Origin of the sequence: Neorhizobium sp. 2083 (genome assembly GCF_031455615.1) — a bacterium.
Lineage (GTDB): Bacteria > Pseudomonadota > Alphaproteobacteria > Rhizobiales > Rhizobiaceae > Neorhizobium.
This window is the reverse complement of the sequence record NZ_JAVDTC010000003.1, coordinates 103,013-128,695: the sequence shown is the minus strand read 5'-3', so window position 1 is coordinate 128,695 and position 25,683 is coordinate 103,013. Positions and strand designations below refer to the sequence as shown.

Below are 25,683 nucleotides of genomic sequence, written 5' to 3'. Positions count from 1 at the left end.
GATGCGACCATGAACATCCAAGTATCTCCCAAGCGCGCACCCGTGCTGCGCATCGAAGGTCTCGCCAAACAGTTCGAGATGCATCACCTCAAACGCACGCTCTACGCTTTCGAGAATATCGAATTCGAACTTGGCGAAGGCGAATTCATCCTGCTCAGGGGCGAAAACGGCGCGGGCAAATCAACACTGCTGCGCACCATCTACCGCTCCTACCTCCCGCGTGCCGGCCACGCCTGGTATTACACCAGCGAAGGTGTGATCGATCTCGCCTCTGCCGCCGATGTCGATATCGCCATCCTGCGCCGCCGGGAAATCGGTTTCGTCACCCAGTTCCTCAACGCCCGTCCTCGTGTTGCAGCCGAGGAGATCGTCGCCGAACCGCTGCGCCTCGCCGGCATGCCGCGGCCGGAAGCCTTGGCGGAAGCCCGCCGCTGGCTCGCCGCCTTCGGCGTCAAGCCGCAACTCTGGCCCGCTTACCCGTCCACCTTCTCGGGCGGCGAGCAGCAGAAGGTCAATCTGGCCCGCGCGCTCATCCTGCCGCAGCGCCTGCTGCTGCTCGACGAGCCGACCGCCTCGCTCGACCGGTCGGCGCGAAAGGCTCTTGTCGATCGCCTCGCCGAGCTCAAGGATTCCGGCGTCGCGATGATCGGCGTATTCCATCACCCGGAAGACGTCGCTCATCTGATTGACCGGGAAATTCAATTGGAAACCATCAAGATTGCGGATGAAACAGACAATGTGGTTGAGTGATTTCGAAATCGTCCTGAAAGACCGCGTCATCGAACGTGGCGCACTGAGGATCGAGAACGGCCTGATCGCCGAGATCAGCGAAAAGCCGGTCGCCAATGCGGATATCGATGGCAAAGGCCGGCTGCTCCTGCCGGGCTTCGTCGACATGCATGGCGACATGATCGAGAAGGAGGTCGAGCCCCGCGCCAATGTCCGCATGCCGCTCGAACTGGGCATCTACGATCTGGACAAGAAGCTTGCGGCAAACGGCATCACCACCGCCTATGCAGCACTCGCCTTCACGCCTGCCACCTACGGCAATGTCCGCTCCGTAGAGCATACGACGGCGCTGATCTCCGCATTGGCCGACATGCGTGACGAACTGCTTATCGACCATCGCGTCCACGCCCGTTTCGAGATCACCTTCCCTTCTGCGGTTGAAGTTGCCGAAAAGCTGATGACGTCAGGCGCGCTCGGCATGATCTCGCTGATGGACCACACTCCGGGACAGGGTCAGTATCGCGATCTCGAAATCCACACCCGCAACATGGCGAAGGCGAGAAAGATCGACTACGCCAGCGCCGTCGAAATGGTAAAGGAGCGGATCGCCCAGCGCGAAGCCCATGGCGATGCCATGCACGTCGTGACAGGACTGGCGGAACTGGCTCGGGAAAGGGGCGTCGCAATCGCCTCACATGACGACGACACGCTCGAAAAGGTCTCGCTGATGCACGGCATCGGCGCCGCGATTAGCGAATTCCCGATCACTCTGGACGTCGCCGCCGAAGCCAAGCGCCTCGGGCTCGCCACTGCCATGGGCGCACCGAACGCGCTGCGCGGCCTCTCCTATTCCGGCAATCTTTCGGCCCGCGAAGCCTTCGAGGCCGGCGTGCTCGATATTCTGGCCAGCGACTATCACCCGTCGGCCATCCTGCCGGCGGTGATCGCGCTCGGTGATTTGAGGACCGGAGGCCTGTCGGCTTCGGTTGCGCTTGCCAGCGCCAACCCGGCAACGGCTCTCGGTCTCAACGATCGCGGCCAGATCGCCGAAGGTCTGCGGGCCGATTTCGTCATCGCCGAACGGGGCAAGATGCCGCGCGTACGTGCCACGATACGTGGCGGCCGCAAAATCTGGTCCGACGGCGTGGTCGGCTTTACCCGTCCGGTGGCGGCGTAAAAAACTCTCCGAAAACAACCTTCGGGCCGGAAGCGACTTCCGGCCCGAAATGGTCTCCTATTCCAATAAATCCTACAATCATCCGGAAAATCCGGACATATTCCGAAGATATCAGAATAAAATTTCGAAGATCAGCGATTTATAATAATTCTGTCACGTACACGGATTAATTATTAAACTCAGAAAACGAGCATCCTCCATCTCAACAGATGGCGGCGGGAAACCTTCTTTGCTTTAACAGGGCGGGATTGATGCTGGAACTATACTCCCTTAAAAAGACCTTCGGCCAGACGAATGCTGTCGATGACGTGACGGTTACTGTCGAGGCTGGCCAGATGGTCGGCATTATCGGCCGCAGCGGCGCCGGCAAATCGACGCTGCTTCGGCTCGTCAACCGGCTGATCGAACCGACCAAGGGTCGCATCATATTCGACGGCCGGGACATTACCAAGCTCAAGGGTCGCGACCTCCGGCTGTGGCGCGCATCCTGTGCCATGATCTTCCAGCAGTTCAATCTGGTCGAGCGGATGGACGTGCTCACCAACGTCCTGGTCGGCCGCATTGCCCAACAGGGCATCTTCTCGACGGTCGCGCGCCGCTTCACGGAAGAGGAAACGGCCATGGCGGTCCAGGCGTTGGACCGCCTTGATCTCCTGCCGCAGGCGTTGCAAAAAGCTGGCACGCTGTCGGGCGGCCAGCAGCAGCGCGTCGCGATCGCCAAGGCGCTCGTGCAGCGCCCGGAAATCATGCTGGCAGACGAGCCGATCGCCTCACTCGATCCCGCCAATGCCACGCGGGTCATGGATGCGCTGCGCCGCATCAATCGCGAGGATCGGATCACCGTCCTCGTCAACTTGCACACACTCGATACGGCGCGCGCCTATTGCGACCGGATCATCGCCATGCGCTTCGGCCGGGTGGTTTTCGAAGGCACGCCGGCGGAACTGACCCGCGAGCGCCTGAACAGCATTTACGGCGACGAAAGCGGCGAATTCGAACTCGACGAGAGCGTGACATCGACGGCCATTCGCGCCCCCGCGGGAAAAGAGAGCCGACCCGTGACGATGGCCTGACGACCCTTCGGCACTGGCAATGGCGCCGGGCCGCAAGTTCACCCCTGGAGAGATCAATGAAAAACGTCCTCACGACCGTGGCCGTAACGGCCGCGCTTGCCTTCTCTGCCCTTGGTACTGCCCGGGCGCAGGAATGGAAGCAGACCTACAAGACGATCCGTTTCGGCATCACCTCGTCCGAAAACGAAAAGGATCGCCTTACCCGCTGGAAGGCTTTCACGGCCTATCTCGAAAAACAGCTCGGCGTGAAGGTCGAGATCTTCACCGCGGGCAGCTATGACGGCGTCATCCAGGCCCTCGCCTCCAACCAGATCGAATTCGCCAATCTCGGTTCGTCGGCCTATGCCGCAGCCTATACCGAAAGCAATGGCGGTGTTCAGCCGCTCCTCGCCCAGGTCGATAGGGAAGGCGCCAGCGGTTATTATTCTGTCGTCACCGTCCGCTGCGACTCCGGCTACAAGAAGATCGAGGACCTGAAGGGCAAGGTTCTCGCCTTCGCCGATCCGGACTCCACGTCGGGTTATGCCGTTCCTTTCTTCAACCTCGTGAAGCAGGGTTACGATCCGAAGACTTATTTCTCGGCCGTCCCCTTCTCCGGCGCGCATGAAACCGGCGTGATGGGCGTTCTCAACAAGCAATTCGATGCCGCCGCCACCTATATCAACACCGAAAAGAGCGGCATTCCGCAGCGCATGGAAGCCAAGGGCATGATCCCGGCCGGCCAGATCTGCCGCATCTGGCAGTCGCCGGAAATCACCAACGGCCCGCTGACCACCCGCAACAACCTTCCGGCCGACCTGATCAGCGCCGTCAAGAACGCGATCAAGGAACTGCCGAAGAACGACCCGGCCGTCTACAAGGAAATCACCTCCGGCGACGAAACCGCCAACGGCTATATCGAAGTCAACCACGACCGCTACCAGTGGATCGTCGAAATGCGCGAGTGGCTGCGCAAGCAGCGCCGCCAAGGCTGATCAAGACTTTGATACAGCGTGGCGCCAGGCTTTCCCGGCGCCACTTCTTTTCCGGACGAGGCCAAGGCTGCTCAATCAATGACCGTTCAATCTCCGGCGATCAGCAATTTCCACGCCGACTATTCGCAGGCGCGGCGAAACGCGCAGCGCGTGCAGGTCATCTCCACGCTGCTGTTCGTCGTGGCCGTGGTGTTTTCCGCTTATGTCGGCGGCTTCTTCGGCTTCACCGATGTCTCGCTGCCGGGCGGCGAGCGCGTTTCGATGCTCAAGATCTGGGCCGGCCTGCCGCGGCTTGGCGAATATCTGGAAAAGACCGTTCCGAGACTGCGTTTCGCCACTTTAGGCGCCGATCTCTCCGAATGGTTCTGGCGCTGGAAGATCTGGCTCAACTTGCTGTTCGAGACTATCCTAATTGCCTATGCGGCGACCGTGCTCGGCGTCTTCGGCGGCTTCGTCCTCAGCTTCTTCGCGGCCCGAAACTTAAGCCCCGGAAAGCTCGTCTCGGCTATTGCCCGCCGCTACCTCGAAATCATCCGCACCGTGCCGGAACTCGTCTGGGCGCTGATCTTCGTTTTCTGTTTCGGCATCGGGCCGCTCGCCGGCGTGCTGGCGATTGGGCTTCATGCGACCGGCTCGCTCGGCAAGCTTTATTCGGAAGCCAACGAGAATATCGACATGCGGCCGATCGAGGGCATCAGGGCCTCCGGCGGCAACTGGTTCCAGCAGATGCGTTATGGCGCCGTGCCGCAGGTCATTCCTAATGTCATCAGCTACACGTTGCTGCGTTTCGAAATCAACGTCCGCTCCTCCTCGATCATCGGTTATGTCGGTGCCGGCGGCCTGGGCCAGGAAATCCGCACCGCTATGTCGCTGCAGGAATATACGGACCTTTCGTCGCTGTTCGTCATCATTCTGGTGACGGTCACGATCATCGACTTCGCCAGCGAAAAGCTGCGCCACCGCATCATCGGCCTTTCGGAGAGCTGGGCATGAGCGACGTTATCATCTCTGACGCGACGGATGCCGTGAAAACGGCAAGGCTGAGGCTTCCGGAAGCCTTCGACAAACCTCTCGGGAAGCGCCTTTTGCCTTATGCGACCCTGACCCTGCTGCTCGCCCCGACGGTTTATGCCGCTTTTGCTTTCGGAGTGTCGCCGGCTCGCATCCTTGAAGGCCTGACGCGGCTCGGCAATATCATCGCCTTCATGTTGCCGCCGCACATCTGGATCAGGTGGGAAGAGTGGCGCGAAATCCTTGAAGGTCTGGGTGAAACCGCCGTCATGGCCTTCCTCGGCACGCTGCTCGGAGCAGTCGTCGCCCTGCCGCTCGCCCTACTCGGCGCCAAGAACATCATGCCGCTTAGCTGGCTCAGACTGATCTCGCGGCGCGGTTTCGATGCGCTGCGCGCCGTGGAGCAGATCATCCTGGCGCTGATCTTCATCCGCGCTTTCGGGCTCGGCCCGATGGCCGGCATCCTCGCCATCGCAGTCTCGGAAATCGGCACCTTCGCCAAACTCTTCGCCGAAGCGATCGAAAACACCTCGCGCCGGCCGGTGGATGGCGTCAAGGCCTCCGGCGGCAGCCATTTCCAGGCGATTCGTTATGCGATCATCCCGCAATCACTGCCGGTGATCCTGTCGATCATCCTCTACAATTTCGAGTCCAACGCCCGCTCCGGTACGATCCTCGGCATCGTCGGCGCCGGCGGCATCGGCTTCCTGCTGGCAGACCGCATGCACGCCTTTCGCTGGCCGGAAGCCTGGTCGATCATCTTAATGATCATCGCCATGGTCTACATCATCGACGCCGCATCCGCCTGGCTGCGCAAGCGACTGATTTAACACCTGGCTCCGACTTTGGATCGATGCGGTTTAGAGATCGATCCAGTGGGGAGCGAGGCCATCCCGACGAGTTGCATGTCGTCCAGGAGGTGCATCCCTCAGAGGGATTGACGACACCTTGTGGAAACGCGTGAAGACATGCAGGAGAACTGGCGAGCGAGTTAAGATGGAGCATCATCGCTGCTTGGCTGCGGGTCCCATCGGGGTGGTCCATACAGGTGCTTAGGATCGGCGTCATCAGCTTCCCATGCGCGTCGATCCGCTCAAGAACCTTCGCCGGAACAGCCTCGCGTTCCGGCAGCAGCCGCGCAATCAACCACTTTATGGCAAAACAAAGTAGGGAAAGATAGGAAGATTATTTGGGTAGTATATTTCATTGATGAACTTAAAGGATGAACCTCAATCCAATGATGCAATGCGACCATGGATAGATTTAGGATAACGACGGGAATCTATATCGACATATTTAGGAACGTGTTCATTCAAGCGGTAATTACTCCTTTAGACGTACGGATGTCCGCCTAAAGTTTTCCTTCCTTGACGTCAGAAATTGCTGTTCGCTTCGTGAATAGTTCGTGAGCGCCGCGAACCGAGAGACAGAATATGGGCCGCACGCCGTGACCGGGTCCGGTATGACCGCCCTCCTTGCGACGATCGCGGGTCGTCAGCATGAAGGCATTGCCATGAGACACCTCCTTAACAAAGCCACGAGCCTGATCGGCTGGCCAAACACGTTGATCCACACGGCAATAATTTCGATGGCTTTCGGATTTATCAGCTACCAATACGAGGGCAAATTATGGAATGTTCTTGAGAATTCCGCATTTTGCTTCGTTCTCTTGCAGATCGGATATCTCGCTGGAAACGTATATCTCGCGCGGGGAAAAGGAAGGCGAAGATCTCCTTAAGCTTTCCAGTCAGACAAACGAGGCGCCTCCAAGCATCAAGCTTAAAATAAAAGCGGTCTTTTTATCAAGAAAGCCTGCGGAGTTAACATCCTGCTCTGAAAAGGAGCCCATAATGTCCTCCATATCAAATGCAAAATCCTGGCTTTCCGAATTGTCGGACGACAAGATCAACGCGATAGCGCATGAGATGAACACGGAAGGCATCTATTGCCATAGTGACTTCCTTTCAGCTGAAGATCTCGCGCGAATGCGGGGGGTCGTCTACTCCGCGATATCGCTCGGCGGCCAACAGTCGGTCTCATTGAAGAATAACGAGCTTGCCGGCTCGGATCTCGAAATTCTCGCCAATTGCCCGGAATTCCAGTCGCTCTTTTCCCGGATCTACTCGGCGGGTCTCGGGCGTGCGCCGCCCGAAGTACATTTTTACCAGATCTTGCGTTGCCTTACGGGCAAGAGCGTATTGAGCCATTCACTGATGTTCCACTATGATTCCTACGCGGTAACGGCGCTGGTACCGGTGGAAATCCCGCAATCCGGCAAGCGGGGCGACTTTCTGATCATCCCGAACACACGCGGTATCCGTTCAAACTACCTGTTCAACCTTGTTGACAAGGTCATACTAGACAACGCCCTGACCCAGCGAATTCTGCGGACACGATTGTCGCTGGGCAAGGGTATCAGACGTGTCGCCATGGTTCCCGGCAGCCTCTATCTCTTCTGGGGCTATCGCAGCATCCATACGAACGAACCGGTGGACGAAGGCGCAGTCAGGGCTACCGCGTTGTTCCACTACGCCGATCCCCACGCGGAAAGCTACCTGAAACGGCGGCTGGGTCGCGGTTAGTGCGGCAGACGCGGTCGTCGTCCTATGACATGCCTCCATGATCAGGCTGGCGCAGCGGTGGGCCTGGCGCGAAATGGCATCGCGCTCTTGTAGACATCGAAGGTTTCGCGCGCGACGCGCTCGATCGTCAGATTGCCGAGATTCAATTGACTTCTCGATTTCCAAACCTCCAGGAGACGAGGATCGGACAGCAGTTCGATGAGAAGAGAGGCCAGGGCCTGCGGATCCCGCGGGGGCGTCAACATTCCGGCCTCACCGTATCCAAGCAACTGCGGAATTCCGTCGACATCCGCGCCGATCACGGCGCAGCCTGCTTCACGCGCCTCGGAAAGGACAAGCGGGGCAGGATCGGCATGCGACGGAAGGACGAAGATATCGGCCCCCATCATGTAAGAAAAGGGCTCGTCAATCGCGCCGATGAACGTGATGGCATCGACATGACCGGTTTCTTCGGCCAATCGGCGATACTCGGTTTCAAACGGGCCACCGCCTGCGATATAGAGATGAGTGATTATGCCCGCTTGCCGGGTCAGACGAAAAGCTTCAAGCAAATCCGGAAGACCCTTTCGCGGGTGCAGCCCTCCCACGAAAAGAATGTTCGGCCTGTGCATCTGCGCCGGCGTTCTGCTGCGCCCATCGAATCGCGCCGAACCGATCGTGCCGTTCAGCACGACGTGCAGCTTGCGGGCAGCAATACCTCGTTCTCGCATGGATTGCCCGACCGCCTCGCTGACGGCGACGACGCGGTTGCCAAGCCCCATAAGAACGGCACTTTTTTCAAATGCGTTATGCACGGTGGTGATGAGCGGTATCCCCGATAACCGGCATACAGGGAATGCCAAGACAGCACTCGTCATCATGTGGGCATGTACGATATCCGGCTTCCAGGTCTTGACGAGCCGCCTGAATGCCGGAAGCGCCTTTAGGACCGTAAGCGGTTTTCGCTCCTGATCGATCCGCTCCACCGCAACCTTGTTGCCCGCAAGCAAACGGTCGAAGTCCCCGCCACCGCTAACGACAAGCACGTCGTGCCCCAGCTTGACCTGAGCGCAGGCGAGATCGATGGCCGCGTGCACATTGCCGTTCAGCCGTCTGGTATGGTTGAGAATGTGAATTATCCGCATTGTCGCCTCACGCGCTTGTGGGAGAGGGTAAAATCAGCGGCGGATGCGGTTGCGGTTGTTCTGTCCCGGCCAGGCCGGTCGCAGCATCGGGTTCTGCCGACTTCGCCACCTGCCGTTCAAAACCGAGGGCAGCTTCTGCATCGAGAGTGGAGACGCGGGCCGTCGGCTGATAATTGAAACCGCCATGGCGTCCGAAGGATTCTATCCCGAAATCCGTAAGCGCGGCTCTGGCCTCCTCCGCCTGGCGCGCCGCACCCTGGGCATAGACCGGATATGCGTGCGTCAAGGTCTGACTTCCTTCGAGAGTTAAATCTCCCACGAAAAGCCCGTTCGCTTTCACATGATCGCGAAAATCTCTTTCGGCCGCATCAGTCGATCCGCCGACCTGTTCGCCGATGACTTCCACCCCGAAATACTCGCGGCCATCGGTCGGCCCGTAGAAATCGGAATAAACCGTCAGCCTCTTCCAGGCGCCCTCGTGAGAAAAGTTATACATGATCGGCTGCGAAAAACCGCGCTTTCCCGAAAAGCTGAAATAGACGCTGATGAGGGTTGTGGTTTCCAGGCCAGGCGAGCGCGCCATATCGCAGAGAGCCTGCGCCCGTTCGATTGGGATCGTCGAAATGACACGACTTGCCCTGACCACGCGATCTTCGAGCCTCAGACGAAAACCACCGTCAACGCGATCGATCGCGAGGGGCTTCGCGCCCAGAACAAATGTCACGCCTCGTCTTTCCAGATTGTCCTGGGCAAGCCTGTAAAGGGGGGCGAACCCCGCTTTCGGACGAGCGAGCTGCCTGTTCGTCGGCCCGTTCCGCATTGGACGGAACAGGCGACCCAAGAGATTGCGCAGCGAAGCATGCTCGCTGATCCACAGCATCCTTTTCTGAGCAAGATCGATGCCGATCTGCTCCAGCGCAATACCATAGAACCGGCGCATGTAGGATTCCAGGCCCGAGCGCCGCAGAAGCTCCGACCCGATCCAATACCGGGCAAAATCTTTCGCGTTGCGCATCTTGCGCTGAAATAGCCGGGCGTAACAGACCGATCCGAAAATCCGCAACATGCCTGCCAGGCCGGATCCCACGATGTCGTCCCGCAGCGAGATGGGATAATCCGTCACGATCCTTTGGGGGGTCAACCTCCCCCATCGGGGCTCGATCGGCACATAGAGGGAAAGCAGTTCCGGAAAATGCGTGAGAAGAGGAGAATCGTCCTGAAAAATGAGACTGCCTATATCGAAGGTGTAACCGCCTGACGACCAATCCATGTGGTTTCCACCGATGTGACTGTACTCGTCCACAATCAGGACGCGCTTGGAACCTTGTTTGGTAATCACCGAGGCTGAAACCAGGCCGCTAACCCCTGCCCCAAGCACAATCGCATCATAATCGGCATCAATCGCCTCTATAAATGAGGGCATGCCTGTTTCATTCATGCTGACCTCCATCCTTCGATCTAGAAATTCTGGACTACTGGCGCCAATAAGATACAGAGATGTTCGGTAATTCTATTTTTTGTTCGATATAGACTATAGAATGCTTATATTTTAGCCACATGTAGCTATTTTTACATGATAATTTAACTTGAAGCCTTTTGTCTATCTCTGTTAAGGTATCTCAACCAAAAGGGTGCTGCGCCATCAGACGGAGGCGCTTCAGGCATGTTTTTCCCGCAATATTGAAAATGCCCTCGCCGCGTTCGAGCGTACTTCGATGGAATTGATCAGGAGAGTATTGAATGCTGCAGCGAAGCCTTGAGCAGCTCCACAAGCGCCTTCATCCCATAAGACTGATCTCAACGGACGTATTCGACACACTCCTGTTGCGCACCGGCCAATCACAGCGCTCGCGCATCATCGACGGCGAAAAGCGCTTTGCCCGCTTCCTGCGGGATACGGGGTCAGCCGTCTCTCCCGAAGATCTCATCCGCACCAGGCTGCTCGCCGAAAGGATGGCTTATCGGGCGGTCAGCATGTCGGGCCGGCGAGGCGAGGTGCGCCTCAGCGACGTCATCGCCCGGCAGCTCACCATTCTCGGTTTGTCGCATTCGCTGCTGGACCGTCGAATGAACATCGAGATCGATGTCGAGAAGCAGGCTCTCTTCGCGAATGGCGAGCTCGCCATGCTTCTGAGGCGCCATCGTCAAGCGGGAATACGCGTCGTCGCCATCAGCGACACGGGCCTTTCGAGCGATAGGGTCAGCGAGCTTATCGATCACTTCCACGGACCAGGCCTCCTGGACAAGATCTATTCCAGTGCCGACCTGGGAGCGAGCAAACGGCAGGGCGACTTGTTTTCGCTCGTTCTGGAAGCTGAAAATCTGGATATCTCCGATGCCATGCACATCGGCGACGACTGGTTTGCCGATTACCATATCCCGCATGAGATAGGCCTGAAGGCTATCCACATCCCCAAAAACCGCTTGAAACGTTTCGTCAGCCGAGCCGATGGGGCTGTCTCGGAGGGCGTCCGGCAGGTAAGGCGCGGATTGGTGCCTCGGAGGTTCGTACCGAAGACCGCCGATCAGATAGGCTTCGGAGAACAGATCTTCGGTCCGATCGTTGCGGAACTTTGTCTGCTGCTGTGGCTCTATGGACAGCAGGCCAGTTCGAGCGGCGATGCCGTGATGTTGTTTTGCGCCCGAGGTGGACTTGGCGTCCGCGAGGCGTTCGAACGGCTTCAATCGGCTCTTCGGCTGCCTCTTCCGCTGAAGCGCGAAAACATCCTGATCTCGCGCCTCGTTGCTGCGCGCACCGCAGCCGGTGCGAGGAATCCGGCCGTGCTCGACGAGCTGGCGAGAGAATTCCATGGCGCAAGCTTTGCGACCGTCGCCCACTCGCTGGGCAGTAACCCATATGAGCTTCCGGCCGAATGGCAACAGACCTTCGATGCAAGCCGTTTCTTCGCCATGCTCGATACGCCGGCAGGTCAGCCGGTCGACCGGGATATTCGGGTCCAGAACGAATATTTCAAAACGCATCTGGATCAGATTGCCGGCAATGCCGAGCGCCTTATCCTTTGCGATACCGGCCTCTATGGCAGTACGCAACGCCTCCTCGCTGTCGGATTACCGGAGCGCCGATTCGAGACGGTGCAGTTTGCGCGGTGCAACTACAAAGGGCTGAGCGAGGATCATTTCCAGCAAGTGGCCGGCCTCGTGGTGGAAAACCGCTTCTATAATCCCTTCAAGACGAGGACGGTGGTCTTGCGATACTGGCATATCATCGAGAGCTTGTTCGAACCGGCCATACCATCGGTGAGAACACTTGCAATGAGGCCCGACGGCACAATCATCGGCAATTCAGGAGATGTACGATTTGGGAGCCTCGATCCTGCCGGGTACAATCCTTTGCTCACCGGGGCATTACGGTATATCGATAACCTCTCGAGCGGCGCCGAGATCCTCCGTGATGCGGAAGGTGCCTGGCTCAGGTTGAAGCAGGCGATTATCAATCCATCGAAGTCGGACATGATCGCCTTGGGCGTGGCACCGCGTTCGGTAGACTTCGGGCGGTCGGAACTCGTGGCAACTGTAGCTCCCGCGGTCCGAGCGGGAATGACAACCAAGATTCGCGCCGTGAAGTGCCAGCTTTGGCGCGAAGGGGCGATTGCCCAGGAATTTCCTCGTCTGAAGCCCGCATTGCTGCGCGCCCTCGAAGTGGCGCACGTGGTTCGCGGCTTTTCGGCAGGTTTGCGTTGAACCTATTCGAGGCGGGCGTGTAATGCTTGCGTTTGCGGCCCTCAAAGGAGCCAGTTGGCTGGTTTTTTCCCGCTTTGTCGGTCGCGGCATCGACTTCTGCAACATGTTGATCCTTGCCCGCCTCCTTTCACCGGCCGAGTTTGGATTGGTGGCGTTGGCAATGGCCCTGGTGATGATCGTCGACACCGTGCTCGAGGTACCGGTCACGCAAGCCCTCGTCCGTCTCCCCGCACTCGACAAAAGCCATCTCGATACAGGCTTTACCTTGGGCATGATGCGAAGCGTGGCGATAGCGCTGATATTCTTGGTTGCCACCTGGCCTTACTCCATGATCAACGGGAATGCATCGCTCGTTTCGGTTATCGCCGTCATGTCGCTCGGCCCCATCGCAAAAGGGTTCATGAGCCCGGCCATGGTGCATTTCGCGAGAGGCCTGGATTTTCGCCCTACGGTCCTCATCGAAATCAGCAGCAAGCTCTGCGCCTTCGCGGCGGCAGTCTTCGTCGTTCTCGTCGGCGGAAGTTACTGGGCACTTGTCGTCAATTTCGTCACGACCGCGTTTGCAGCAACTGTCGCGACCTATCTGGTGGCACCTTATTTTCCGAGATTTTCACTGAAACGGCTTTCCGATTTTGCCGGGTTCATCGGCTGGTTCAGCTCGGCGCAGCTCGTATCCGCGGTGAACTGGCAATTCGACCGGTTCCTGGTCGGTGCAGCGGGGAACAATGCCATGCTCGGCCGCTACGCGGTCGCAAGCGATGTGGCGGTTATCCCGACCCAGAGCATCATAGGACCAGCGCTGCAACCGGTCATGGCGGCCTTTTCAAAGATCAGCTCCGACAGCAAGCGAATGAAGCGCGCGTTCCTCAAGGCCAGTCGCTTCGCGATGCTGATCTCGCTGCCTGTGTGCGTCGGGATATCGCTCACGGCGGATATGGTGACCAGCATTCTGCTCGGCCCGCAATGGGCAGATGCCGCGTCCTATCTCAGCCTGCTTTCTCTCTCGGTGATCCCGATACCCTATTTCCAGACGCTCTATTCAGCGAGCCTTGCAATCGATCGGCCAGCGATCATTTTCAGGCTCAATACAATCGATCTGTGCTTGCGGGTCTTGCTGATCTCTGTGGGATTTTATCTGTTTGCTGCACATGGGGCGAGCATCGCGAGGATTATTCTCGCGTTCATTATGTTTGCGTTCTACGTTTTCGAGGCCCGACAAGTGTTGCGACTGGGTTACAGGCGGCAGCTGGCAAACCTCTGGAAGATTATCGTATCCGTCATCGTCATGGCCGCCGTCGTCACCTGGTGGCGGGAGGCAACCGCTTCCGTAAACCTGCCGGTTTTCTTACGGCTTGCCGTAACGGCAAGTGTCGGGGCATTGACCTATCTGGTGTGTCTGCTTGGGCTCGGCGTGCGGATCGCCGTTGGCGGCGGGCGGCTTGAACTGCTCGATCGGTGAGAACAGGTTTCAAATCAACGCCTTGACAAATCCCCACGCAGACCGCGGACCGGCGCCTAAGCGATACTCGAGAGCTCGGCGTGCGCGCGCCCTGGGAAAAGCAGCGATCGTGACGAAGAACGCAGTCATGATGATCTTCATCCGGAAAGGATAGCCATCACCCCACAATCGGCGCAGAAGTCCGACGATGTCTGAAACAGGAACCCATCGGTTTTCGGCAACGGCGATATAGAGGCTGCGTTCGCGATGAAAATAGGCATGCTCGGTGGCGATCAGACCCGAACGGTAACCGCAGAGCGGCAATATCTGGCGAAGATGCTCCATTCTTTTCCCAAACCGCTCTCTATCCCGTCGTAACGTCCTTACATTCAGCTCTCCTCCGAAAGCGGAATCGTTGCTGCCGTGGACGCGATAAAGACCGAGCGGCTGAGAGAGACTGACGATCTCACCCAGAAAGGGCGCGACGAACAAAATGACGCCATCAACCGCCTCGTCATAGTCGGCCTCCTGCAGGAAGTCGCATACGTCCCTCCGGAACACGTTTCCGGATGTGGGTGGCGTCGCATATACGCCCGTCCGCAAGACGCGACCGACCAGGTCTCTCCCTCTGAACGCTTTGAGCTCGGGCGCGGGACCGCTGATCATGTGACCGTCTCCGTCGATCCGCGTCAGCGGAAACTGGAGCTTTGCGACGCGTTCATCGAGGCAGGCAACGATCAGATCAAGCGATCCCGGCAGAAGTTCATCATCCGCATCGAGAAAGAGTACGAATGGCGCATTTGTCTGCTGCAGGGCGTACAGACACGCTTTACGCTGGCCGCTGTTGGGGATACGAAACGCCTGCACGTTCCGCCGACAGATCACATCCCAGGAATCGTCGGTGGAGCCGTCGTCTATCACAATCAGCTGACAATCCACGCAGTCCTGCGATAGGACGCTTTCGATTGCTCGATCGACGAACCTGGAATAGTTGAAGCAGGTAATGATGACCGCCAGCTTGACCTGAGCAGCACCCGCGCGCCCCGACCGGTCATGACTGGAGCTGTGCCGCATGTGAACAGGCCTTTCCGGCGTCCGCGTGTTAAGCTCGTCATCGCTCATGAGCGCGCCCGGTTGATGACCGTGCCGGTGACCATCGATCCCGCGCGTCTCAGCAGATTATACACGTCCTTGACCTCCTCGATCGTCGTCTTTCCGCTTCTGGCAACGATCAGGACTGCATCGGCGTGGAAGGCCAGAGCCAGAGCGTCCATCGATGATGAAAGGGAGGGAAGATCAAACACGACATCTCCCTTGAGCCGGGCAGCTTCGAGAAGTTGCAGAACGCTTGGGTGGCGAAAATCCGCGAAGAGATTGGTGTGCAGGATGTGCGAATGGATCGGAAGCAGCAGGATCCCGTCCCTGTGTCCGAATGACGGCTGATCGACCCACAGGCCCGAGATCGCCACCTCGGCCAGGGAGGTGGACGGCAGGACCATATCTTCCTTGATTGGAGGCATCGTCGAATGGAAGAAGGTCACGTGGCGTCCGCTTCGGCTCAGCAACTGCGCCAGACTGAATGACAGCATCGATACGCCTACGGAGGGTGCAGCACCGATCAATGCGACGGCGATGTTGCGATCTCGCCGCTGTGGCGCGGACGCCAGATCCACCGAGGTCCTGAGGTCGCGGATGACGCTGGCATAATGCCTGACTGCAGGACTGTCGTCATACCATGCGATCAGGTCCGCCTTTGGGGCGTTGGGCACGGTCGCCAGGCACGGAATTCCCGTTTCTCGTGCCAGCTCCTTTGCGTCGCGAACGCGGCGGTCGAAGGCAACGTTATAGGCGACCATCGACATGGCGGCGAAAAGACCCAGCAGCCCGCCCAGCGCTGCGATGAGTGATGTCCGCGGACCGGAAGGGCCGATCGGCGGAAGCGCTGCGCCGATGATGCGGCCATCAGCGTCCGGTGTCGGGATTGATGGCAACGTGCCTTTTTGGATTGCCTCCCTGGCCGCACCGATCTGTGCGGAAAGCATATCCAGACGCCCCTGGAGCGTATCGGTGGCGGCTCGCGCCGTCTGCTCCTTGGCGAGCACTGACTGCAGAATGTAACCGGAAACAATGGCATTGGCTACACGCGCAGGCAATTCCGGATTATAGGACCAGAATTCAACCTCGACCACATAGGACTGCCCCACACGTCTTACGCTGAGCCGCTTTGCGAAATTGGCAAATGCGACACGGCGCTCTTCGGCGCTGTTTTCTGCTTTTGGGTCGGGGGGTTTTGCAGACGGCGCCGGTGGCGTGGCGTCCTCAATGGCAGATTTCGGCGCTTCATTCTGCGTTTTGAAGCCATCGCGCATCAGCGACGATACCGCATCCTGCATCTGCACCGCCAGGCCATCATAAGCCTTGGGAGGCGAGAGCCCCAACTCCGCATCGCTTTGGAGAGTAAGGCCATCAAAAACTGCGGTCAGAAGGCGCTCCGAGCGAATGATCTGGACTTCGCTATCTGCGTTATTGAGGTCCAGAGTCTGTTGGGCAAGATCTCGCCCTGCCGACGCGAATTGCCGAGGTTCAAGCAGAAGCGTGGCGGTGGCGTTGTAGACACGCGGAAGGGACTGCGCGTAGGCGATCGCGACCAGCAGGCCAACTGACGTGAACACGCCGAGGCGGATCTTGTTGCGCCAAGCAAGCACGCTCACCAGTCGTATGAAAGCCAGAGGCCCTTCCCCACCGTCCGGCGGAGGTGTCCGATCCGTGCGCCACAGAGGAGCAGCCCTTTCGAGCGGGCCGGGCCTGTTGACTGTCATCGGGCCTTACCTCCGGGTCTTTGCGGGAATATTCCGAACGCTTGCAATTGCGCCGCCCTCTCGGGCTCCAGGCGGCCGCGTAGAATGTCTGCGACGGCAAGAAGATTGCCCTTTGCCCTACCGCGCCGATCGATGAACGGCTCGGCCCATAGAAGCCGGCCGAAATTGCTGGCAACGTTGCGCAGCACCTGATCCGCCACTTGGGTGACCGTCATGGTGCCCTTGCCGAGCATGTAGACCGGATTGACGATCTGCGAATATCCCAGGCGCTCGCCGCTGACACGGCCGTTTTTGACGCCCATATGCACGCCCCTCGCCTCGTCCGATTTGACGAAACGACCGCCTTGCTTGGCGAGAGCGGCAGCAAAATCGCGATCTTCGAGCCAGCCGTATAAAACCAACCGTTCGTCGAACCTCGCATCGCCGATCGCAGCCGCCCGGAAAGCCATGTTGCAGCCATAGGGGCTATAGGATTCATGCCATTTCGTACCGGCATCCGATGATGCGTCGAGCAAACGTACCGCATCATCGAATGAGATGCCCGGTCCTTTGATGCCGTCGGCGACGACATGCCCGGTAAAACCGACCAGTCGGCTTTCGTCGCGGAAGGCATGGATTGCTGATTCCAGCCAGATTTCATGCGCCACGAAGTCGTCGTCAAAGAAGATCACGATGTCCGTTCCAGTGGACACGCTGGCGAGCGCCCTGTTGCGTTGCGCCGCCAGGCCAGGCTTTCCTGTGACGACCGTCACACGGGGGTCATCAACCAGATCGCCGGCATCATGGAGATCTACACAGGATATGATGACCTCATCGGGGCCAACCGTCTGGGTCGACAAGAGATGCCGGGTTGTCGCGGTGACCACGTCCGGGCGGCCACGCGTTGCGACAACAACAGCGACTTTCAGCGAAGCCGGTTCCTGGGCCGTGTATCGGGCGACTCTGCCCTGAGGACTTTCGAGCAGGTCCACATAACCTGCAGCGGTGTCTGCCCACGAAAATTTTCGAACCTGTTCGAACCCCAGACCGCGTTTTTCCTCCGCAAGCAGTTCTGAGCCTCGAAGAGCGGCGATATGGGCGATCCACTCTTGGGACGCAACCGGCGAAGCCATCAGTGCCGCGTTACCGCAGACCTCTGGCATGCTGGCGCAGTCGGACGCCACGACCGGACACCCCAAGGCCATGGCTTCCACGATCGGCAGCCCGAAGCCTTCCGTGAACGAGGGGAAAACCAGACAGAGGGCGCTCTGCAGGAAATAGGCGAGATCATCATCGGATACCCTGCCGACCATGCGCATATTGCGCCGCATCTGAAGGAAATCGGAGGCGAATATCCCGCTGCTTCCACCCGCCACCACGATGTCTATGCCGAGTTCATCAAGCGCTTCGGCAATTTTCATCAGCAGTCCGAGGTTCTTGTGGGGCGCGCGCGATGCCAGAGCGAGAACGAACTGCCTGTCGTCTCGTCTTAGGGATTCGACAACTTGCGGAGCGGTTTCCGCCAGAGCGCCATTCCATTCGAGGGCATGTTCGTGACCATTCGGAAGGATGGCGATGTCGGATTGGCGGACAGGAAGGTAGCGCGCGAGCTGTCGCGCGGATGCCTGCGAGACGGTTGCCAGACGCGCCGCCCGGCGCGCCAGAAGCGGCTGCAGGGCAGAATAGACGGTGCGAAATGTGCGGCTGTAACTTTCCGGAGCGGTAAACACATTCGCATCGTGAATGCAGACGGCCTGGTCCGCTTTCAAAACCGGCCCCCAGTTACAAAGGTTAAGCAAAGGGCCGTCCCAAGCCCGCGCAAGTTCGGTCTGCTCCCAAACATGCCCGTCAAGTCTGCCTTTTCTTTCCAGTGGAATGTGGGAAAAGCCCGGGTCAGGCGCCCCAACAGGCGCAATAAGCCGCAGGGACCGGCGGTCGTTCGGACGGTGGTCGAGCGCCTTCACGACGTTTAAGGCGTAACGCTGAACGCCTGTGGCTTTCTGCAACAGGAAACGGCCGTTGATAGCAACTTCATTCATGGCCATTCTCCGTTTGGGCGCCTGGAAGCGCTGAAGACGCAGGCATCCATGCGCCTATACGCCAAGATAAGCTGAGGTAGCCGCGCTTGCCGGTGATCGAAATTGAATAGACGACTGGCAAAATGCTCTTACCCTTTTGAGCGTACATCATGCTGGCAATCCGCTCCTTTTTAGATGCAAGGCAGCATCATGAGCAGCAAGCTGATGGGAGAATGTCTGCGCCAAGCCGATCTCCCGAAAGAAGCCAGGATCGCTGACGGGTCTCCCCGACGAAACAAAACGGCCAAGCCGGCCGATCAGTAGCTGCCGCGTGCCTTGAGAACCGCCGGCACCGTTTTGGCCATGATGATGATGTCACTCCAAAGGGTGTGTTCGTTGACGTAGCGCACGTCGAGTTCGACCCGCGCATTGTAACTTACGTCGTTGCGCCCGCTAATTTGCCATGGGCCGGTCAGGCCGGGTCGAACCCGGATGTAATCGACAAAGTGAACGCCGTAGAGTTCGGCCTCGCTGGAGACGATCGGTCTAGGTCCGACAAAACTCATATGACCTAGAAAGACATTTATCAGCTGCGGAATTTCGTCGAGGCTGCTTTTACGTAGGATTGCTCCGAATGGCGTAATCCTGGGATCGTTTTTCAGCTTTCGCGTCGCCAGCCATTCAGCTCGCTCCGAAGGGTTTGCGGCCAGGTACCGCCGCAGAGCTTCCTCGGCATTGGTGACCATCGTCCTGAACTTAAGACAGGGAAACAACACGCCATCCTTACCGATGCGACGATGGCAGATGAAGATCGGACGGCCTTGGATCAGATAGAGCAACGCTATCATCATGACGATAAGCGGGACCAGCGCAAGCAAACCCACCAAAGCGATAACGGCATCGAACGTGCGTTTCATAAGTGTGGAGAGCCGCTGAGGCGCCTCTTCATCGATTTGCATCAAAGTATGCGATGTATCGGTCTTCGGAAGACGGGCGCCATCGATGGCACTCAAACTTCCACGGACATTTAAATCATTCATCTGCGTACTCCGCGCTTACACAACACGAAAGGATGGGGCAGATAACTGGAGCGGCATCCGGGGCGCACGTTAACAAGCAATAAACCAATTGACAATAATTTTATTGCAGCGCACTGTGCGCATCAATCATGTATTATCTGCAAGATAGTGGCTATTTTTCGAAAAAATCTGATTTTATGTCGCGAATAAATAACACAGTCTACTCCTTTTTATTACGGAGTAACGGTGGGGCTGACATAATCTGCTGAACTTATAGGTGAATATTACATTCTACGGGGCCAATTGATGCGCATAGCGATAATTCACTACTGGCTGGTGGGAATGCGTGGTGGCGAAAAAGTGCTGGAAGCACTGTGTAGGATGTACCCAAGCGCTGATATCTACACTCATGTTTTTGACCCGGCGTTTATCTCTGCCGAGATCCAGAAGCATACCGTCCATACGACTTTCATAAACTCGCTGCCATATGCGAAGCGGATGTACAAAAAATACCTGCCATTGATGCCGATGGCATTAGAGCAATTGGACTTAACCTCGTACGATTTGATAATCAGCAGTGAGTCAGGCCCATCGAAAGGAGTAATTCCCACCTCCCCCGCTAAGCATATTTGCTATTGCCACTCACCCATGCGGTATATCTGGAACATGTACAATAAGTACTACCAGACATCCGGAAGGCTCACCAAAATGATGATGCCGCCATTGGCGCATTATCTTCGGACCTGGGACGTGGCCGCGGCGAGCCGTGTCGACGAGTTCGTGGCGAACTCATCGACGGTCGCGCAAAGGATCAAGAGCTATTACAGGCGGGACGCTCAGATCATTCATCCGCCGGTCGATACCCAGGCCTTTCGCCCGGTAAACGCTCGCGAACTCTCGGACCACTATCTGATGGTCGGAGAATTGGTCAGCTACAAACGACCGGACCTCGCAGTGGAAGCATTCAATCGGATGAAGGTGAAGCTTGTTGTCATCGGTGGCGGTGAAATGCTCGGCCACATCCGCAAGATCGCCGGTCCCACTGTGACCGTTCTCGGCTCGCAGCCTTTTGAAGTTTTGCAACATCACTATGCACGATGCAAAGCTCTCGTCTTTCCTGGCGAGGAGGATTTCGGCATCGTGCCGGTCGAAGCCATGGCAAGTGGACGACCAGTCATCGCCTATGGCCGAGGCGGCGCAACCGAAACGGTCGTCGCGGGGAAGACCGGCGTGTTCTTCCATGAGCAATCAATCGATGCGATGATCGATGCTGTTCTGGGGCTCGAAAAGATCGACTTCAATCCGGCCGACGCTGTGGCCCGCGCTCAGGAATTCAGGACGGCCGTCTTCATCGACAAGTTCAGGTCTTACGCAAACCAGATAACCGGCCAGACAACCGGGCAGCCTTCCCTCTGGGATGACCCGCGAAGTGCTCAGATCGCTTAGCTGTCTGGAATAGGAGGACAAATGCAAACTTTTACCGCAGGCTTCCTGGAGGACCGGTTCGCGGCTCTGATACGATTCCTTGCGCCAAAAGCTTTCGGCGCCCTCTTACCTTCGAGACTGTTTCCGTCGTTGATCATCACGCTTGCGGCACTTCTCGCAGCCACGCCGGCTCAGTCTGCTGAATATACGCTCGGCCCGCAGGATGTTCTGAAAATCAGGGTATACGAGTGGCGGCCAAACGCCGGCGTCGCTTTCGAGTGGATTCCCCTGACGGGTGAGTTTTCGGTTTCTGCGGCCGGCACGTTATCGCTTCCGATCGTAGGCACGGTTCCGGTCGGCGGCAAGACGCTCGATGAGGTATCGAGCCTGATAGGAGACCAGCTTCAGAAGCAGGTCGGCATGCAGAAACGGCCCAATGCCTCGGTGGAGATTTCGACCTATCGCCCCTTCTTCGTCAGCGGCATGGTGTCCCAGCCCGGCAAATACGGTTATGTACCGGGCCTGACGGTCATACAGGCGCTGAGCATGGCGGGCGGTGTGGGGCAGTCGGACCCCGCGATGATTACCCTTCAGCGGGATGCGCTGGTCAGCAACGGTGATCTTCGGCAATTGGAGGTCGAACGGTTCGGGCTGCTGGCGCGTCAGGCCCGTGTTGATGCGTTCCTCGACGAAAACGAGGCGACGACAATTTCGTTCCCCGAAGAGCTGACCTCGCAATCCGACAAGCCGCTTGTGGCCCGCATGATGCGCGACGAGCAGGCGCTGTTCGACACACGGACCCATTTGATGAAGGCCGAGCTCGAACGGCTTTCCCAAGCCAAGATTCTGACAACAAATCAGCTTGACACATTGCGCCAGAAGGACAGTTCACTTGCCAGGCAGATCGATATGGCGACAAAGGACCTTGCCTCGATCAACAGGATGGTTTCCCAAGGCCTGACGGTCTCGTCTCGCCAACTCGGTGCCAATCAAGGCCTTGCCGATCTAGAAAGCCGCCGCCTCGACGTTTCCCTGGCGATCCTCAAGACCCAGCAGGACATTGCCAAACTGGATCAGGAAATCGCCGATTTTAACAGGACGTACCGCGGTGAGGCACTCAGCGAAGCAGCCGATCTGCGTGATCGCCTCGCTTCTAACGCCGAGAAAGCGCAGACGGCCCGCGCGCTTCTGACGAATATCGGCATGCGCGCACCCGCAGCTCTCGCCGCGCTGGACGCAGACGGCGCGCCAGGATTCGTGACATTGATAAACCGGAACCTGGGAGGTACGATGCAGACGCTGGTTGCCGGCGAAAACGACCCCGTGGCTCCGGGAGATATCGTCCGCGTTGAACGCCGAATGAAATCGAATGCAGCGAAGAATTTCTAGGTGAAGAATTCAGAGGATCCCATATAACATCGAAATGATCCATATAAGTCCGAGTAGTTTCCAACTTGCGTGGAACATTCCGTGCATGTTATGGTAACTTGTATTCAGATTTTCGGATTTTTTGGCTCATGGGAATAATGGCCTGGGCTGTGGTCAGTGCTTTTGTGATCGGCGCACTCTGCGCAGTGCGCTTACCGATTCTGATTTTCACTCTTCTCGTATCAGTCATGACAGTCGCGTTCGCCCTGACAGGCATTGTGCTCGGATATGCGATGCCCACGGTCTTGATGTGGTCTTTCCTTCTCCTTGTGGCGCTTGAAGCAGGATGCGCAGGGATGAATGGCTTGTTTTTTCTCCTTTATGCCAGAAAACGGGTCGCCAAACGGGAGGCGTCCCCGCTGGAAGCTACCTCGAAATATTCGCCCGACTGATAGAGGGCCGACAGGTCAATGGATGCGTTCGGAGTCCGCCCTGAGCGCTGCAAGCGCCAGACGCTGGGCATTCACCATTCCATAACGGAAACGATAACCCGCCATTTTCAAACGCTGATTAGAGAAACGCATTCGCCAGAGCGGATTTCTCAATGGCAGGGTCCTAAACCGCAGAAAATCATGCAGCCAGTCCGCAAAGCCCGGCACCGGCAGGCTTATGTAGCGGCGGTCGTGACTAATTGAAAATGCCTTGCGCATGAAATCTCGGTGCCGTGGGTCGGGGCAATCATCTTCAGCAATGTTGTAGATTTCGACCTGGCTGCCCCAGCCGGTGCCCGCCAGCTCCTGCTCCACGAACCATATCAGCACATCGGATACGTCCCTAACGAAAACATGATGCGCATGACGGTGGGCGGCGAGCAGTCTCTTGAATGGGTTCCAATCGCGAATGCCGATCATCTGGCCAATATCGACCACCACGGCAGGCCGCACGATGACGTAGCGGGTCCGATTGGCGATCTGCTTCAGCGCCAGCTCTCCCGCCAGCTTCGTGCGCCCATACATCCTGACATAATCGAGGGCCCAGTATTGCGAGCGGATGTCCTGCTCCACTGTCAGGACCGGCGATGCCTCATCTATGGCCCGCTGCAGTCCACTTCCATATACGGAAACCGTGCTGACATAGCAGAGTACGGGAACACGCTGGCGCTCGCAGGCCTTGGCCAGTTCCCGTGTTGCATCGACGTTGACACGCTGCATCCGCTCCATCTTGCCCAGTTCGGCCGCCAGATGGATCACGGCGCAGCAGTCTTGGACAAGCTCGTCCCAGCCGTCATCCACCATGAAATCGAACTGACGCCAGTCAAGGCGTTCGTGGGCTTGCGGCAAGCCAAGCGCCGCCGGCTTGGACGTCGTCGCGCGCACGGAATAACCGCGCTCCAGAAGGTCGGCGACGACGACCTTGCCGATCCGGCCGGTCGCACCCGTCACCAGAACCGGTCGTGTTTCCGAAACCTCATGCATGGATCGCTACCCGGGCAGGTTGCCGCTGCAAGTTCGCCGCCTTGATATGATCCGCCAGACGGACAGCCAGGGCGACGATCATCTGCGTGGGGTTGCAATGCCCGGCTGTCGGGAAAACCGAGCTTCCCATGACATAAAGCCCTTGGACGCCATGCACTTGGCAATTTCGATCCACGACACCGAGGCGAACATCGCAGGACATTCTGGTCGTGCCGGTCGGATGAGCGACGTCGACGAATGTCGACGGCATTTCCGCACCATCCTTCACCCAGTCTTCCAGGATCGGTTGAGGCAGGCCTGCTTTCGGAAATTCCTGCACGGCCAGTTCTGCAAGGCGGCGCATGGCGCGCGACTCCTCGCTGCTGCTCCGCCAGTCGATCCTCGGCAAGCGCATGCCGAGCCGGTCCCGACGATCCGACAGCGTGACCCGGCTATCGGGATCGGGAACCTGTTCGCACATGGCCTGCAGATTGAGTTCGGTCATCTTGCGTGGCACGCCATTCCGTTCGCCCCAGTAATCCCTGACACCCCTGAGTACGAAATTGCTGTTTGCCACGATGTTGAGGATATCCTGCGGCAATTTGGACGTCCGTCCTGCGATACGGCGCATTGCCGCCCAGGGATCGTCTGGCGCCAAGACTTCGCCGAGCCAGCCGGCGCAGTTGACGAGTTCCTCGCGACGCTGCACCTCGGGGCTGAGACGGAAACCTGCACGGAAGAAGTGGCCACTGACGTTGTACCGGCCAAAACGCTTCTGGAGATTGTCGGAGCCGGATAAAGGAAATGTGGCGACCGAACCGCGCAGATGGTCCATCAGATAACGTCCGACCTGATCATGGTCGTTCCCGACTCCGCGGGGATCGCGATCAGTGGAATTCAGAAGGATCCGGGCATTCTCGATCCCGCCACAGCACAGGACAACCCTTGAGGTCGTCAACGCCCTTATGCAGCCGTCTATCGTGGAGAACCTAAGGCCCAGCACGGCATTGCCGGCATCTGCAGTCAGAATGCCTTGAACGGTCGCGCCGGTAACAAGTGTCACGTTGGCTCCCGCCGTCTTAAGGCGACGGCCGAACCGCATGTATTCGTAGGGATAGGTTTCGTTTGCATCGCGACTGAACTGCCAGAAGAAAGGCGCCAAAACAGCCGGATCCAGATCGGGGCTCGGCGGCTTGCGACCGGCTATCGACCAGAACCGGTCGTCATTGTACCCGGAGCCGACTGCCAGGCCAAGATGGGAGACGGTACGTGCTAGGTAAGGCCCGAGGTCCACATCGTCGATCGGCCAACCGGAAAACGGAACCCAAGGGCGCATCTGGTAGTCGATCTCGTCAAACGGGCCGCAGCGCCCTCCCCAAGTATGCGAACTACCGCCAACGATGCGGTTGCGGACCGACCATTGATCGCTCGCGCGCGGCCGACCGACATTCTCTATTTCATCGAGCGAGTCCACCAGCGGATCCCGCTTCGAGCCGCCGCTTTCGAGAACGATGATGCTAAGCTTTGTATCGGCCAATTCCCGCGCAAGCGTCGTGCCAGCCGGGCCACTCCCTACGATGCATATATCGCAGGATTCAATCGGAAGTACAGTTTCATCCGAAACATTGATTAAATTGATGGCGGACATCACTGAACACCTTTACCGTTGCAATTTAATCGACAATGGCTCAATGTTATTGACGGAAAAACTGAGCATGACTTAGGTGTATGCTAAGCTTGACTATCAATCCAGCAGGATGTTTCCGACATTTTTTGTTGGAGATTTGATGT

General features: G+C 58.0%; 20 protein-coding genes. 12 read left to right on the top strand and 8 right to left on the bottom strand.

Annotated features, from left to right (window positions below):
* Nucleotides 1-9: 9 nt before the first annotated feature.
* The 7 genes from J2X76_RS13365 to J2X76_RS13335 all read left to right on the top strand — a co-directional run bounded on the left by J2X76_RS13365 (nucleotide 10) and on the right by J2X76_RS13335 (nucleotide 7,546).
* The gene (locus J2X76_RS13365; RefSeq protein ID WP_310216827.1) at nucleotides 10-750 is read left to right on the top strand and encodes an ATP-binding cassette domain-containing protein; all 741 of its coding nucleotides are present in this window, start codon (nucleotides 10-12) and stop codon (nucleotides 748-750) included.
* Nucleotides 737-1,906 (top strand): alpha-D-ribose 1-methylphosphonate 5-triphosphate diphosphatase, encoded by a 1,170-nt coding sequence (locus J2X76_RS13360; protein WP_310218018.1) that lies wholly within the window; start codon nucleotides 737-739, stop codon nucleotides 1,904-1,906. Before J2X76_RS13365 ends, J2X76_RS13360 begins: the two co-directional genes overlap by 14 nt.
* A 251-nt stretch (nucleotides 1,907-2,157) precedes the next feature.
* Nucleotides 2,158-2,979, top strand: a complete 822-nt coding sequence (gene phnC, locus J2X76_RS13355; protein WP_310216824.1) for a phosphonate ABC transporter ATP-binding protein — start codon at nucleotides 2,158-2,160, stop codon at nucleotides 2,977-2,979.
* Between the two features lie 56 nt (nucleotides 2,980-3,035).
* Entirely contained in the window at nucleotides 3,036-3,953 is a 918-nt protein-coding gene (phnD, locus tag J2X76_RS13350) for a phosphonate ABC transporter substrate-binding protein (protein ID WP_310216821.1), read from the top strand.
* 78 nt (nucleotides 3,954-4,031) lie between these two features.
* Nucleotides 4,032-4,946 carry a phosphonate ABC transporter, permease protein PhnE gene (gene phnE / locus J2X76_RS13345; RefSeq protein ID WP_310216818.1) on the top strand — a complete coding sequence of 305 codons (915 nt, stop codon included), beginning with the start codon at nucleotides 4,032-4,034 and terminating at the stop codon, nucleotides 4,944-4,946.
* Complete coding sequence (phnE, locus tag J2X76_RS13340) at nucleotides 4,943-5,794, top strand: phosphonate ABC transporter, permease protein PhnE (RefSeq protein ID WP_310216817.1); 852 nt, start codon at nucleotides 4,943-4,945, stop codon at nucleotides 5,792-5,794. The genes phnE (J2X76_RS13345) and phnE (J2X76_RS13340) overlap by 4 nt, the downstream gene beginning before the upstream one ends.
* 810 nt (nucleotides 5,795-6,604) lie before the next feature.
* Nucleotides 6,605-7,546: a hypothetical protein gene (locus J2X76_RS13335; protein WP_310216815.1), complete on the top strand. Its 942-nt coding sequence runs from the start codon at nucleotides 6,605-6,607 to the stop codon at nucleotides 7,544-7,546.
* A gap of 41 nt (nucleotides 7,547-7,587) precedes the next feature.
* Here the strand turns inward: J2X76_RS13335 and J2X76_RS13330 are convergent, their stop codons facing one another.
* Nucleotides 7,588-8,670, bottom strand: a complete 1,083-nt coding sequence (locus J2X76_RS13330; RefSeq protein WP_310216813.1) for a glycosyltransferase family 4 protein — start codon at nucleotides 8,668-8,670, stop codon at nucleotides 7,588-7,590.
* A 7-nt stretch (nucleotides 8,671-8,677) separates the two neighbouring features.
* Complete coding sequence (locus J2X76_RS13325; RefSeq protein WP_310216811.1) at nucleotides 8,678-10,108, bottom strand: NAD(P)-binding protein; 1,431 nt, start codon at nucleotides 10,106-10,108, stop codon at nucleotides 8,678-8,680.
* A gap of 302 nt (nucleotides 10,109-10,410) precedes the next feature.
* Between J2X76_RS13325 and J2X76_RS13320 the strand changes: the two genes are divergently transcribed.
* Both J2X76_RS13320 and J2X76_RS13315 read left to right on the top strand, forming a co-directional pair.
* On the top strand, nucleotides 10,411-12,372 hold the full coding sequence (locus J2X76_RS13320; protein WP_310216809.1) for a hydrolase: 1,962 nt from the start codon (nucleotides 10,411-10,413) through the stop codon (nucleotides 12,370-12,372).
* Between the two features lie 22 nt (nucleotides 12,373-12,394).
* Complete coding sequence (locus J2X76_RS13315) at nucleotides 12,395-13,831, top strand: oligosaccharide flippase family protein (RefSeq protein ID WP_310216805.1); 1,437 nt, start codon at nucleotides 12,395-12,397, stop codon at nucleotides 13,829-13,831.
* Nucleotides 13,832-13,840: 9 nt separating this feature from the next.
* Here the strand turns inward: J2X76_RS13315 and J2X76_RS13310 are convergent, their stop codons facing one another.
* The 4 genes from J2X76_RS13310 to J2X76_RS13295 all read right to left on the bottom strand — a co-directional run bounded on the left by J2X76_RS13310 (nucleotide 13,841) and on the right by J2X76_RS13295 (nucleotide 19,585).
* A complete protein-coding gene (locus tag J2X76_RS13310) occupies nucleotides 13,841-14,932 on the bottom strand; it encodes a glycosyltransferase family 2 protein (protein WP_310216801.1) in 1,092 nt (363 codons plus the stop codon).
* The gene (locus J2X76_RS13305) at nucleotides 14,929-16,521 is read right to left on the bottom strand and encodes a Wzz/FepE/Etk N-terminal domain-containing protein (RefSeq protein WP_310216798.1); all 1,593 of its coding nucleotides are present in this window, start codon (nucleotides 16,519-16,521) and stop codon (nucleotides 14,929-14,931) included. The genes J2X76_RS13310 and J2X76_RS13305 overlap by 4 nt, the downstream gene beginning before the upstream one ends.
* A 104-nt stretch (nucleotides 16,522-16,625) precedes the next feature.
* Nucleotides 16,626-18,653, bottom strand: a complete 2,028-nt coding sequence (locus J2X76_RS13300; RefSeq protein ID WP_310216795.1) for a glycosyltransferase — start codon at nucleotides 18,651-18,653, stop codon at nucleotides 16,626-16,628.
* A 290-nt stretch (nucleotides 18,654-18,943) separates the two neighbouring features.
* Nucleotides 18,944-19,585: a sugar transferase gene (locus tag J2X76_RS13295; protein WP_405030049.1), complete on the bottom strand. Its 642-nt coding sequence runs from the start codon at nucleotides 19,583-19,585 to the stop codon at nucleotides 18,944-18,946.
* Between the two features lie 366 nt (nucleotides 19,586-19,951).
* Between J2X76_RS13295 and J2X76_RS13290 the strand changes: the two genes are divergently transcribed.
* The 3 genes from J2X76_RS13290 to J2X76_RS13280 all read left to right on the top strand — a co-directional run bounded on the left by J2X76_RS13290 (nucleotide 19,952) and on the right by J2X76_RS13280 (nucleotide 22,890).
* Nucleotides 19,952-21,091 (top strand): glycosyltransferase, encoded by a 1,140-nt coding sequence (locus J2X76_RS13290; RefSeq protein WP_310216791.1) that lies wholly within the window; start codon nucleotides 19,952-19,954, stop codon nucleotides 21,089-21,091.
* 21 nt (nucleotides 21,092-21,112) lie between these two features.
* The gene (locus tag J2X76_RS13285) at nucleotides 21,113-22,459 is read left to right on the top strand and encodes a polysaccharide biosynthesis/export family protein (RefSeq protein WP_310216788.1); all 1,347 of its coding nucleotides are present in this window, start codon (nucleotides 21,113-21,115) and stop codon (nucleotides 22,457-22,459) included.
* 128 nt (nucleotides 22,460-22,587) lie between these two features.
* A complete protein-coding gene (locus J2X76_RS13280; protein WP_310216785.1) occupies nucleotides 22,588-22,890 on the top strand; it encodes a hypothetical protein in 303 nt (100 codons plus the stop codon).
* 15 nt (nucleotides 22,891-22,905) lie between these two features.
* On the opposite strand, the gene J2X76_RS13275 is transcribed toward J2X76_RS13280, so the two are convergent.
* A complete protein-coding gene (locus J2X76_RS13275) occupies nucleotides 22,906-23,913 on the bottom strand; it encodes an NAD(P)-dependent oxidoreductase (RefSeq protein WP_310216783.1) in 1,008 nt (335 codons plus the stop codon).
* On the bottom strand, nucleotides 23,906-25,540 hold the full coding sequence (locus J2X76_RS13270) for a GMC family oxidoreductase (protein ID WP_310216780.1): 1,635 nt from the start codon (nucleotides 25,538-25,540) through the stop codon (nucleotides 23,906-23,908). Before J2X76_RS13270 ends, J2X76_RS13275 begins: the two co-directional genes overlap by 8 nt.
* Nucleotides 25,541-25,683 lie beyond the last annotated feature (143 nt).